The sequence below is a fragment of the Hymenobacter sp. GOD-10R genome, assembly GCF_035609205.1.
In the GTDB taxonomy this organism is placed as follows: Bacteria; Bacteroidota; Bacteroidia; order Cytophagales; family Hymenobacteraceae; genus Hymenobacter.
Genome location: NZ_CP141184.1, coordinates 5547698 through 5560459 on the forward strand (window position 1 = coordinate 5547698; position 12762 = coordinate 5560459).

Consider the following 12762-nt stretch of genomic DNA (forward strand, 5'->3'; position numbering starts at 1 on the left):
TAGCTTTCCGAATTGTTTCTATCCACTGGGTAGAATACGCTACGAAACTACTCAATCTGCATGCTAGCATTTCGGGCAGGATGCTGACTACGGCTTCTGCTCATCAATTCTAGCTTCGCAAACTCCTACCATTGATAACAAACCGGTTGCTTCTCTGCCGAAGCAACCGGTTTGTTATCAATGGTGGACCTAGCTTTTAGCCAACTAGCATCATTAACAACCTGGCTTTGGTTTGTGCAAACGATTGCATAAATAGCACTACAGAGCCACCCTAAGCTACTCCGGACTCCCGTAGGCTACTTCCCTGCAAAAGTCAGTGCCAGCTGCTGCTCCTTACGCTTTCACCCCCCTAATCCTTAGATGCTTCCACCTAACTTTCCCACTCCTCTCTCACGGCGAACGTTTGTTAAACAAGCCATAGCTGGGCTAGGTATACTTCCTTTTGTGCCCCAATTAGGATCAACGATGCTCCCCCCTGATCGTGCCACGTACACGAATCCGGTGTATGCGAGTCAATTTCCGGATCCTTTTGTGTTGCACCACCAAGGCGTTTACTACGCCTTCGGTACCACGGGTAATTCGCGGACGAAAGATGGGCGCATCTTCACCTTGCTTTCCTCCAAAGATCTTGTGCATTGGCAGCCACTTGGTGGCGCGCTCACGCCGCCTAAGGGCGCGGAAGGCGCGGAGTTCTGGGCCCCCGAGGTGGTGCACCACAAGGGCACTTTCTATATGTACTACTCCCGGGGCGGTGGCGCGATTGGGGCTAACGTCGGGCACCGCTTGTACGTGGCCACGAGCACGAAACCCGAAGGCCCCTATCAGGAAGCGAATCTGCTCGACGTACCTGAAAGCAAGTTTACCATCGACGCCCACCCATTTCAGGATACCGATGGCCAGTGGTACCTTTTCTACGCCCGCGACTTTATCGACTCCGACAACGGCTACTTTCCCGGCACCGGCCTAGCCGTCGACAAGCTCGTCAACATGACGCGGCTAGCCGGCGAAAGCCGCACCGTGATGCGGGCCAAGCACGCCTGGACGATCTTCGAGGCCAACCGCACGATGCCGCTTTACGATAACAAGAAGTTTGCGCAGTGGCATACGCTGGAAGGGCCTTTCATGCGCAAACACAACGGCAAGTACTACTGCTTCTACAGCGGCGCCAACTTCCTGACGCCCCGCTACGGCGTCGACTACTGCGTGGCTGATTCTATCCTAGGTCCTTATTCGGATGCAGGTGCCGAGAAGGGCGCCCGCGTGTTGCATGCGGTAGCGGGCCACGTGCGCGGCCCCGGCCACCACTCCCACGTGATGGGTCCCGATGGCAAGACCGAATACCTCGTGTATCACGCCTGGGATAAAGGCATGAAGGAGCGTCAGCTCTGCATCGATAAGCTCGCCTGGACCCCACAAGGCCCTCGCTGCCAAGGCCCAACCTACACGCCGCAGCCGATACCTAGCTAAGTCAAACGACGTGGTACTACGACTCCGAAGTCGCGGTACCACGTCGTTTGCTGCTTTTACTGCTTGATAAAAATAGCTGACACCCAGTTGTTTTTCGTGCGGTGCGACTGGAATACTAAGCCGTGTTTCTGCGCTTCCGCATCGATTTTGGCTAGGTCTTCCTGGTAAAAGCCGCTAAACAGAATGGGGTGGCCAGCCGGCAACAGCGCCGCGTAGGCGTGCATGTCTTCCAGCAACACGTTGCGATTGATATTCGCTAGGATGATATCAAAGGGTGCCTCACCGGCTAGCACCTCTACCCCACCGAGGCGGCACTCGATGTTGGTGCAGTTGTTTTCGGCAGCGTTATCGGCGGCGTTTTCTACCGTCCAGGGTTCTACATCTACGGCCAGCACTTCGCGAGCACCGAGTTGGGCAGCCATGATGGCCAGAATGCCGGTGCCGCAGCCCATATCGAGCACCCGTTTGCCTTGGTGGTCAATAGCTAGCTGGTTCTCAATCATCAGCGCGGTCGTTTCGTGATGACCGGTACCAAATGACATGCGCGGCATAATCACGATGTCGTACTCAATCGGCTCCGGCTTGGGGTGGAACGGCGCCCGCACCGACACGCGGTCGGCAATGACGAGCGGCTGAAAGTTCTTCTCCCACTCTGCGTTCCAGTTTTGGCGCGTAATGATGCGGTGGCTGTACTCAATTTCGCCGATGCCTTCGTAACGGGCCATGATTTCGGCCACGTCATCTTGGTTGAACGTCTCCTCGCCCATGTAAGCGCAGAAGCCTTCGTCGTTATCTTCGAAGGTATCGTAGCCAACTTCGGCTAGCTCAGCTACTAGTATATCCGCCAGTTCGCGCGGCGCTTGCACCCGCAACTCTACAAAATCCATATTGAATCAGTTATCAATGAGAAAGCCGCCCATTTCGGAGCGGCAAAGGTAGGTTTGTGCTGCGGATTTCGCGGCTTGTCACGCGAAGCTTCGGCTTCGCGTGTTGTTGAACAATAACCGTTGAAGAGCCTAGGTGCAAGTCGTTCAACGAGGCGCGAAGCCGGAGCTTCGCGCTACAAGCAAACGGCACAAACAAAAAAGACGCTCCCAAGGGAGCGTCTTTTTTGTTCAAATCAATCCTGTAATCTACTGTTTGAGTTACTGCCGCTGCAAGCCAGCATAGGAACGAACCTTAGTGTAGTGGATTGAAAAATCAGCTTGTCCCCGGTCTTTCGTTACAAACAGCACGTAGTCGGCGAAGTCGCGGGTGGGCGTGAAGTACCAGACGCCCGACTTGTCGGCGAAAAGCTTGCTGTCTTCCTTGTACACCAGCACATCGGCAAAGGCCTGCTCGGGTTCCTCGTATATCGCCGCGAAGCAGTAGCTTCTGCGCCGCGGATCAGTTTCTAGATAGATGGAGCCAAAGATTTTGCTCGCATCAATAATCCCGAATGGTGCCGCCGTAGCTAGCTTCGGACTGATGGGCGCAGGTGCAATGGGAGCCGTGGCTACTCCGAGCAAACTCGCGAGCATAAACAAGTAGAGCATGAACAGTGCGTAAGGTCTTCAGCTTGCGGACAATTTTGCGACCAGCTTTGGTTCAGTAGCTAGGCAGTTCCTAGCGTAGTTGTCATTCCGAGCAAGGCAAGGAATCTGAGTGGATTGCCACAGTGGCTAACCTAGGTTCCTCGCCTTGCTCGGACTGACAAGTAGGCTTTAGAATGACTTAATAATCTCGGTAAAATCGCGCGACTTGAGCGAGGCGCCGCCGATTAGGCCACCATCCACGTCAGGCTGCGAGAACAGCTCTTTGGCATTCTTGGCGTTAGCCGAGCCGCCGTATAAGATGGTCGTGTTTTCGGCCGTAGCGGCGTCATAGGTTTTGGCAATCTGCTCGCGGATAAAGGCGTGTACTTCCTGCGCTTGCTCGCTGGTAGCCGTTTTGCCTGTGCCGATGGCCCAGATAGGTTCGTAGGCAATTACCACCTTGGCGAAGTCTTCCTGCGAGAGGTGAAACACGCCATCTTGCAGCTGCTTACCGATGAAGTTGAAAGTCTCGTCGGCTTCGCGGGTTTCGAGGCTTTCGCCCACGCAGAAGATGGGCTTCAAGTCAGCAGCCAACGCCGCATTCAGCTTTTGGCTGAGTAGCTGGTCGTCTTCGCGGAAATGCTCGCGGCGCTCTGAGTGACCGAGGATGACGTATTCTACGCCTACTGAGTGCAGCATCTGAGCCGACACCTCCCCGGTGTAAGCACCGCTTTCTTTGTGGTGGTAGTTCTGAGCACCTAGGTGAAAACGGCTGCCTTCCGGCAACAGCTTGCCCACCGAGGTCAGGAACGGAAAGGGCGGGCAGATAACAACCTGAACGTTGGAGTCGGCAACCTCGTCGGCTACCATGTTGGTGATTTCTGAAACCAAAGCCTGTGCATCCTGGAGGGTAGTGTTCATTTTCCAGTTGCCGGCAACGATGTGTTGGCGCATAGCGAAGAAGTGTATTAGGCGAAATGTCAGCGCAAAGTAAGCACACTAATTAGACTCCGATGGCCACCTGCTTTTGCCGGCGCCAAGCTAGCCCTATTCCGCCCAAGAAAGCGACGACCGCCCCAACCAATGCAGCATCTGCTAGCTCCGGATAAGAGCCGCGTCGCGCTACCCATACAGCTACCAGTGCCCAGGTTATCACCAACGCTACTGTGGCATCCACAAACGCTTGGCTTACCCATAAGCTCAGCGCCGTGATAATCACTAGCAGCACCAGGGTTATGACAACCGTGACGTTAGTAGGCGTTTCCCACCCTAGCGCCCGAAGGCCAATGGTCACATTCACGGGAGCAGCTACCGAAATCCAGCCCAAATAAAGCGCAAACGGCAAGCTAGTCCACCTAGGGGCGCCCCCACCACTTACAACGTACCGGGCCCGCCCGTAGGTAAGAATAAGCCCTGCGAGAATGATGAGCATGAGCACGGCGCACCACGCAATGTGCTCATAAGCAAACAGCACCACCCAAGCCGCCGTGGCTACGTTGACCAGGATCAGTGGCTTTGCTACTGAGTCGGGCAACGGATTTGAGCGTTGCGCCGGCAGCAGTTGCCACACCGCGTAAATAGCTAGGGTCAAAAAGATTAGCCCCCAAATACTAAACGCATAACCGGCCGGCGTGAGCAGCGACGGGTATTTACCCGACACGTAGCCCATGCTTTGCCCATTAAACGGCTGAATGCGCGACCAATACGTGAGGGCCACGTTGCCGAAGATAGCCGCAGCTGCCACCCAGCGTCGCTGACGAAAAGTAGTCGTAGCCACCGCCGAAGACTCCGTTGTAAACGCAGTTGTCATAGGATAACAATAGTTGAAATCAACTCTTATAAACACGCCCTGCCTGGCGAGCAGCTAGGTGCTCAGGCAGCAAAGTACTGCTGCACGAGTTCATCGGTCAACTCGCGCGGCTCGGTTTGCTCGTTTTTGGCGGCCGGAAAAGCATTCCGACAGAAGCCGGCTTGCCGCTGAAAATCATATAGCGCGTGGCATTGCCCGTTCAGAATCAGCGCCACGGCATTTTCTTCTTCATTCCAGAAAATCTGGGCCGTAACGGGCAGTTGCTTGTCGGCCACATCCTCCACATTGTAGATGTGCAGGGCATCCAGAATTTCCAAATCCTCGCCGCCCTGATCGACGACGTAGAAGTAACCCGTGATGCCATCGTCCTCGAACACAGCACCTAGCCCCTTGCGGTCGGGCGGAAAGCTGCCTATTACGGTTTCGGTTTCGTCGGCGGATGGCTGGCCTACCAAGATTTTTTCTTCGGCACCTAGCTTCATGGTACTAGTATAGATAAAAAAAGAACCGCAACAGTGCGGTTCTTTCTTCTACGGCAAATGCTTTTGTTCGGCTTATAGCTTCTCGGCCAAGAAGCGCGCCGTGTGGTTTGTGTCTTTGAGTTTTACCATTTCCTCCGGCGTGCCCTCGAACAGCAAGTGCCCGCCGTTGATGCCGCCTTCCGGACCTAGGTCGATCAGCCAGTCGGCGCACTTAATGATATCCATGTTGTGCTCGATGATAAGCACCGAGTTGCCTTGCTCAATCAGGGCATTGAGCGCCGTCATGAGCTTGTTGATGTCGTGGAAGTGCAGACCCGTGCTCGGTTCGTCGAAGATGAACAGGATCTTATCGTTCTGAAGCGTAGCACCTTTCGTGAGGAAGCTAGCTAGCTTCACACGCTGCGCTTCACCGCCGGAAAGCGTACTTGCCGATTGTCCTAGACGAATGTATCCCAGTCCCACATCATCGAGCGGCTTGAGACGCTCCACTATTTTAGGCTGCTCTTTAAAGAAATCTAGACTGTCGGCGATGGTCATGTCCAGCACCTCGTCGATGCCTTTGTCCTTGTACTTCACCTCCAGAATATCCTGCTTGAACTTGCGGCCCCCGCAGGCTTCACAGGTTAGGAAGATGTCGGCCATGAACTGCATCTCAATCTTCACTTGGCCTTCGCCCTGGCACACTTCGCAACGGCCCCCGTCAATGTTGAAGGAGAAATGCGACGGTTTTAAACCCCGCGCTTTGGCTAGCTGCTGGTCAGCAAACAGGGAGCGAATGGCGTCGTAGGCCTTCACATAGGTCACCGGGTTGGAGCGCGACGACTTGCCAATCGGGTTCTGGTCTACAAATTCGACGTGGGTCACTTGGCCCTGCACGCCCATCAAGCGGTCAAATTTACCCGTCGCCTCACCAGCGCCGCCTCCTAGCTGCTTGGCCACGGCTGGCGCCAGAATGCGTTTCACCAGCGTCGATTTACCCGAGCCCGATACACCCGTTACGACCGTCATCACGCCCAGCGGAAACTTCACGCTCACGTTCTTCAGGTTGTTTTCGCGGGCACCTGTTACCTCCAGCGCGTTGCGCCAGGGGCGCCGTGTTGTTGGCACTTTCACCTCCGTCTTGCCGCTCAGGTATTGGCCAGTGTACGTTGTTTCGTCCTTTAGAATCTCGTCGTACGTGCCCTGAAACATGAGGCGCCCGCCGCCCGAACCAGCTTCTGGCCCGATGTCGATGATCTGGTCGGCCTCCTCCATCATCTTTTCCTCGTGCTCGACCACAATCACGGTGTTCCCTAGCTTTTGCAAAGAGCGCAGCACGCCAATCAGCTGCTCCGCATCCTTAGGGTGTAGCCCAATGCTAGGTTCATCCAGAATGTACATGGAGCCCACCAGCGCCGAACCTAGCGAGGTAGCCAGCGAAATGCGCTGCGATTCTCCCCCCGAGAGCGTGCTGCTGAGGCGGTTCAAGGTTAGATAGCCTAGGCCTACCCGGTTCAGGTACTCCAGGCGATTCGTGATTTCCATGACGAGACGCTCGGCTACTTTCGCATCGTGCTCGTCGAGATTCATGTTCTGAAAAAACTCCAGCGCCTTACTCACGGGCAGCAGCACGAGGTCGGTGATGCTGTGGCCGTCAATTTTGACGTATTGCGCGTCTTTGCGCAGGCGCGAGCCGCGGCAATCGGGGCAGGTAGTACGGCCCCGGTAGCGGCTTTGTAGCACGCGGTACTGGATCTTGTGTGTTTGCTCGGCTACCCACTTGAAATAGTCATCGAGGCCTTGGAAGTACTTGTTGCCTTTCCAGAGCAGCTGACGCTCGGCTTCGCTCAGCTCGTTGTAGGGCCGGTGAATGGGGAAGTCGAAGCGGATACCGTTTTTCAGCAGCGGCTTCAGCCACTCACTTTGTTTGTCGGTGCGCCACGGGGCAATGGCACCCTCGTACACCGTTAGGCTTTTGTCAGGGATAACGAGGTCTTCGTCAATACCGAGCACCGAGCCGAACCCTTCGCAGGTTTGGCAAGCGCCATAAGGATTGTTGAAGGAGAAGAAATTCACGTTAGGTTCCTCGAACACTACACCGTCTAGCTCGAAGCGGTCGGAGAAGGTGCGTGTTTCCTCTTCTAGCTTCACCAAGCACGTGCCGTGGCCTTCGAAAAAAGCCGTTTGAACCGAGTCGGAAAGGCGGAACATCAGGTCTTCGTCGCCGGGACGAATCACGGCGCGGTCGATCATGATGTAGAGTTCACCTTTCACCTCCGACTTGCCTTCGCCAATAAGATCTTCAATGAACGCCGTTTCGCCATTCACGACCACGCGGCTGTAGCCTTTCTGCAACAGCAGGTCTAGCTCCTTACTCATCGGTCGACCTTCCTCGCTCGGCAGCAGCGGCGCCAAGATCATAGCGCGCGTGCCATCGGGCAAGCGGAAAAGGTAGTCGACCACATCCGCCACGTTGTCCTTGCGCACCTGCTCACCACTGATGGGCGAAAACGTGCGGCCCACGCGGGCGTAGAGCAGCTTCAGGTAGTCGTAAATCTCGGTGCTAGTACCGACAGTGGAGCGGTTGTTCTTGATGCTGACCTTTTGCTCAATGGCAATGGCCGGCGAAATACCACGGATATAGTCGACATCAGGCTTGTCCATGCGACCCAGAAACTGGCGCGCATAGCTGCTGAGGCTCTCCACGTACATGCGCTGCCCCTCGGCATACAGGGTGTCGAACGCTAGGCTCGACTTGCCCGAGCCCGACAGGCCCGTGACAACAATAAATTTGTTGCGCGGCAGCGCCACGCTGAGGTTCTTGAGGTTGTGAACCCGCGCGTTTTTGATAAGAATGAACTCGCGCGGGTCTAGCTGGTCAATCGGATCTGCCGCAGGGGCAGCCACTTGTAAAGATTCTTCGGCCATAGAGCAGTAAACAGCCTTCCCCTAGGGTTTGGTTTCCGACAGCGGGAAAGGAGTTTACGAAGGTACGACGCCTAGTAAGTAGATTCGGCAAACTATCTCAAATCGAGCCTGTGATACGCTAGTTATTTCTTAATATTGATTTCCTGATATTTTTATCTCAATGTCTCTGTCTAGCCCACTTATTTCTCTCATTGAAGTATTACAATCAGTTTGTCAGCAAGCCACTGACCATGCGGATTTACTAAAGAAAAATGAAGCGGCTACTCGCGCTGCTTTGATTGATCCGGTGCTACGCGTCTTGGGTTGGGACACAACTAACGTGCGCATGGTAGAGCCTGAAAAAACAGTAAATACAGCTTGGCGTGCTGACTATGCACTTCATAATTCGCAAGGCGAAATACAACTCTTAGTTGAAGCTAAGGCCCTAGGCTCTAATTTAGAGAAGTTTGCTGTCGTGCAACAATTGCTAGGCTACGCTTTTGGATTTGGAGTTGGGAGCATTGTTATGACAGATGGCATCAATTGGCACTTCTATAATGAGTTTAAGCCTGGCGCTTCTACATCCAACAGTAGTTTTAACCTGCTGCAAGATGGTCTAACACACTGCGCGTTTTCGCTTATCTCATGGCTAGATATTGCGCACTTCGGATTTGTTTCAAGTAAAGAAGCTATGTCTGCCATAGCTCAACTGCCTTCTGTTCTTATTCATCCATCTAGTGATGCACCTAGTAAAACAGGCATATCTAAGAACTCAAATGAAGCTCAGAAATTTAATAAGCTGAGCTTCGTTGAGTTAACTCAGATAAACAAGCTACAATTGCAGCCAGACCAGAAACCCACTCATCTTCGCTTACCTGATGGATCAGTAAGATTATTAAGAACGTGGAAAGATGTTCTGCTAGAGTCTTGTCAGTTTGTGCTAATAGCTAGGCCCGATATTCCAATTCCTTTACCCGACAAAGCTGGTAAGAAACGATATTTATTTACGCTCGAAAAGCCTACTGTTGGCAGCAGCACACCGATAGTTCACGACAATAAGACTGTATATATCTACACTCACTATAGCGCAAAAGATTGTATTGCAAACGCTCTCTATATACTTAGTCAGATAAAGCCACAGAATCATTCCGCAGCTTTATCTTTTGAATAATATTATAACCCCAACACCCGCTCCGCGTTCCTATAACAAACCTTCTCCCTTACTGCCTCATTAAGCGGAGCACGCTCAATCCAATCACCGGCTTCTTTCGATTCTTCCAACGGGTAATCAACGGAGAACAGCACGTTATCTTCACCTAGGGCCGCTAGTGCGCACTGTAACGACTCATTAGCGCACACGCCGGTGGTAGTTATCACGATGTTGTCTTTGATGTACTGCGAAGGCAGCTTGGTTAAGCCTTTGGGTAAGCCGGCGAGGCGCGAGCGGCTATCAATGCGCCAGAGGACGTAGGGCAAGGTTTCCCCCATGTGACCTAGGATCAGCTTCACGTTGGGGAAGCGCTCAAATGTGCCACCGAACACCAGCCGCAAGGCGTGCGTAGCCGTCTCGACGGTCCAGCTCCAGGTGGCACCTAGCAGCTCGTCATGGCCTTCTAGTATCTGGAGCTTTTGGTAGGAATTGGCGGGGTGTAGGTACACGGGTACCCCTAGGTCTTGCACCCGCTCCCAGAAAGGGAAGTACTGCTCTTCGTCGAGGTAGTGACCATTGGTGTGACTGTTGATCATGGCGCCGCGGAAGCCGAGCTGGCGCACGCAACGTTCGAGCTCATCTGCAGCGGCTTTGGGGTCTTGCAAAGCTAGGTGGGCGAGGCCACCGTAGCGTGCAGGCTGCTTCTGGACTTCAGCAGCCAGGAAGTCGTTGGTTTCTTGAGCTAGCTTCACGGCGCGAGCCGTATCAGGCTCGATCTGCACGCCGGGGCTGGTAAGCGACAGGAAAGCCATTTCAATGCCGGCCGAATCCATAGCGGCTAGGCGCTGTTCGCCGAAATCTTGTAAGCGCGTCAGGATGTTCTGCATGGCCTCGTCGGGGAGGCTGCGCATACCTTTCTTAAATTCTTCGACAAAAGCGGGTGATAGGAAGTGTTCTTCCAGAGCAATCTTTTTCATAGCGGAGGGGACGCTGGTGTAGGTGGTTCCTTTCTCCCTATGGCTTTTACAGGCAACAAGTTACACCTCATCAGTTGCGATAGCTTAAAAGACTAAATTTTGTTCGAGGCAATTTTGTGACTCTAGGTGCATGCAGCTGTGCTAAGCTAGCTTATGGTAAATGAGCATTAGCTACCTTAACGCCCATGCTCCGTCGATGCTTTTCGCCCCTGTTTCTCCTGCTCAGCTTATTGCCTTTAAGCCACTTAGCCTTCGCGCAGGAAACCCGCAGTTATAAAGTCTTCCAATTTCCCGCCAACATGATTCCGCGCGTAGATGGCGACGCCGACGACTGGAAGATGGTGCCCGACAGCTACACTGTCGGCATGGATCAGCTGGTGAACGACAAGAACCTCAGCGCCAAGCCCGACCCGAAGAACATGGATGTGAAGGTGAAAGTTGGGTGGGTGAAGGGCCTAAACCGCCTGTACTTCCTCTACGAAGCCTACGACAACTACTGGGACTTCACCCACCCCGATCTGCATAACGACATTTTTGAGGTAGTGGTGGACGGTGACCGTTCGGGCGGGCCGCTCATCGCCGAGCAGCACCCAAATAAGGACCTGAGTTGGTCGGAGGCGTACTTTTCCTTCCACGGCGTGCACGCTCAGAACTACCACATCTTCACGCCTGCCGAAGGCAAAGACTGGGCGCTAGCTTGGGGTAGTCAGCCCTGGATCAAAGACTTACCCTACGCCAACGCGGCCTATCATTACAACTTTCGCCCCGGCAAAGCGGGCAAACTCACGCTGGAGTTCTGGATTACGCCCTTCGACTACGCCGGCCCGGAAGGTCCCGCACGAGCCGTGGAAACGAAGCTGGAAGAGAACAAGAAGGTCGGGCTGTGCTGGGCCGTGCTCGACTACGACGACGTGAACGACATCAAGAAGCAGGACTTTTGGAATCTGTCGCGCGAGCACAAGATGTACGGCAACGCATCTTTCTTGCTGCCTTTCACACTTATGCCGCTGGAACCTAGCTTTCGGAAGCCGCTTACTGCGCAGTGGGCATTTCAGCTAGTCGACCCGAAGCGGCGGTTGGTGGCATTTACCGATAAATCGGAAGGAAAAATAACTTCCTGGCAGTGGAACTTCGGCGACGGTACCACCTCCACCGAGCAACATCCGCTGCACACGTACAAAGAAGCCGGCAAGTATGTGGTGGTGCTGTGGGTAGAAGGCCCAGCGGGCAAAGCTAGGATGGCGAAAGTGTGGGACGTAGCGGTGCCGTAAGGTATGGCGCTGGCTACAAAGCATGCGCTACATCAGGTATAGTCAAACGCTGACGTGTACAGCGGCTGATCCGGCGTCTGCCTTAGCTGTTGCGCGGTTAGCCCATTAATCTTCACCATGACCTCCGTGTAAATATTCTTTTTCAGTGAGTTGAGAATACCTAGCTTACCGGAGCTTTTCAACTGCTGGCTCAGCGGGGCATGCACGTCCAACATGAGTAGTGCCGACGTCACTTGAAGATGCGCCAACACGCTTTCAAGTAGCGCAAACACCTCTTGCTCACGACCGGGCTTCAAGTACACCGCTTCTAAAGCAGCAAATGCATACCGGCTTGGATTAATAACCCGATTCAGGATGGGCAGGTGCGGCAGCACGTTCAGCATAAGTTTCCCGCTCAGCCCTGGCATGTCCACAATGCGCCACAGCACCGGGTTGGCCTGCACGCTGGCAATGATTTCGCCGTTTTCGTGCAGCACAAAGTAGTTCTGGTCGTCATATACATGATCGAACTGCACGCAGGAATACGGCTGGTAAGCCGCCTTCAGCAGCGTGAGCATGGCACCTAGCTCATTGCTCGGTAGCCGCGCAAAACGCTCATCTTTCTTGGGGTACAAGCGCCCAAAAACCAATGCCTCTAGTTGGGCTAACGACGTAAAGCCTTCTTTGGCCGATATGCGCATCGAACGCTCGTTAGCTTCTTCGATGTAGGAATAGAAAACGTGAGGCTTGGGCGTGGTGCGTTCAACGTAACGCACGGCTTCCGTCTTGAGCAGGCTCCCGTAGCCTTTGCCGCTGTGGGCCGGATCAATAGCTAGGTAACGCCCATAAAACCCCGTCACGTTTCCAGCCGGCGTTTGTAGTAGGCGCTCGGAGAGACAATACGCGCCGACTACCTGCTCCCCGACCCGCAGTTCGAAAAAGTGCGGCCCGGTCATGCGTGCCACCTTTTTCTCCTGTCCCGTGTGGCTGTACTTGGGGCCGTTGGTGCCGTAAGTCGTGCGTTGCAACAACGCCACTACGGCAGAGCTAGCTACCGGGCCTACGGTAATACTAACGGGCGGCTTAGAGTAGATGAGCGAAGCCTGTTCCATGCGCTGATTTTTAGCTGAAAGCAAAGTAGTTGATTTTCCTCGGCTTGCATCAGCTACCTACTACTGCATTTCAGAACGCCGAAACGGCCCTGAAGCAGGCTCTTTTTTAGCTTA

At 54.1% G+C, this 12762-nt stretch carries 11 protein-coding genes; 3 read left to right on the top strand and 8 right to left on the bottom strand.

Going from position 1 to position 12762, the window contains the following annotated elements; translation table 11 throughout:
• Positions 1 to 465 precede the first annotated feature (465 nt).
• Positions 466 to 1467, top strand: coding sequence for a glycoside hydrolase family 43 protein (locus SD425_RS22135; RefSeq protein ID WP_324672332.1), 1002 nt, complete (start codon positions 466 to 468; stop codon positions 1465 to 1467).
• A 56-nt stretch (positions 1468 to 1523) separates the two neighbouring features.
• Here the strand turns inward: SD425_RS22135 and prmA are convergent, their stop codons facing one another.
• From prmA to uvrA, 6 genes are all read right to left on the bottom strand, one after another.
• Positions 1524 to 2354, bottom strand: coding sequence for a 50S ribosomal protein L11 methyltransferase (prmA, locus tag SD425_RS22140; RefSeq protein WP_324672334.1), 831 nt, complete (start codon positions 2352 to 2354; stop codon positions 1524 to 1526).
• A 258-nt stretch (positions 2355 to 2612) separates the two neighbouring features.
• Positions 2613 to 3002, bottom strand: a complete 390-nt coding sequence (locus SD425_RS22145; protein WP_324672336.1) for a DUF6150 family protein — start codon at positions 3000 to 3002, stop codon at positions 2613 to 2615.
• A gap of 168 nt (positions 3003 to 3170) precedes the next feature.
• Entirely contained in the window at positions 3171 to 3935 is a 765-nt protein-coding gene (gene tpiA / locus SD425_RS22150) for a triose-phosphate isomerase (protein WP_324672338.1), read from the bottom strand.
• Between the two features lie 49 nt (positions 3936 to 3984).
• Positions 3985 to 4791: a tryptophan-rich sensory protein gene (locus SD425_RS22155; RefSeq protein WP_324672340.1), complete on the bottom strand. Its 807-nt coding sequence runs from the start codon at positions 4789 to 4791 to the stop codon at positions 3985 to 3987.
• A 62-nt stretch (positions 4792 to 4853) separates the two neighbouring features.
• Entirely contained in the window at positions 4854 to 5273 is a 420-nt protein-coding gene (locus tag SD425_RS22160) for a DUF2251 domain-containing protein (protein ID WP_324672342.1), read from the bottom strand.
• Positions 5274 to 5345: 72 nt separating this feature from the next.
• The gene (gene uvrA / locus SD425_RS22165) at positions 5346 to 8180 is read right to left on the bottom strand and encodes an excinuclease ABC subunit UvrA (protein ID WP_324672344.1); all 2835 of its coding nucleotides are present in this window, start codon (positions 8178 to 8180) and stop codon (positions 5346 to 5348) included.
• A gap of 160 nt (positions 8181 to 8340) precedes the next feature.
• Here uvrA and SD425_RS22170 point away from each other — a divergent pair, with 160 nt between their 5' ends.
• Positions 8341 to 9330 (top strand): hypothetical protein, encoded by a 990-nt coding sequence (locus SD425_RS22170; protein WP_324672346.1) that lies wholly within the window; start codon positions 8341 to 8343, stop codon positions 9328 to 9330.
• Between the two features lie 2 nt (positions 9331 to 9332).
• On the opposite strand, the gene SD425_RS22175 is transcribed toward SD425_RS22170, so the two are convergent.
• Positions 9333 to 10286, bottom strand: coding sequence for an amidohydrolase family protein (locus SD425_RS22175; RefSeq protein WP_324672348.1), 954 nt, complete (start codon positions 10284 to 10286; stop codon positions 9333 to 9335).
• 185 nt (positions 10287 to 10471) lie between these two features.
• Here SD425_RS22175 and SD425_RS22180 point away from each other — a divergent pair, with 185 nt between their 5' ends.
• Positions 10472 to 11557, top strand: coding sequence for a PKD domain-containing protein (locus SD425_RS22180; RefSeq protein WP_324672350.1), 1086 nt, complete (start codon positions 10472 to 10474; stop codon positions 11555 to 11557).
• Between the two features lie 32 nt (positions 11558 to 11589).
• Here SD425_RS22180 and SD425_RS22185 read toward each other — a convergent pair whose 3' ends face one another.
• Complete coding sequence (locus SD425_RS22185) at positions 11590 to 12648, bottom strand: GNAT family N-acetyltransferase (RefSeq protein WP_324672352.1); 1059 nt, start codon at positions 12646 to 12648, stop codon at positions 11590 to 11592.
• Positions 12649 to 12762: the final 114 nt, after the last annotated feature.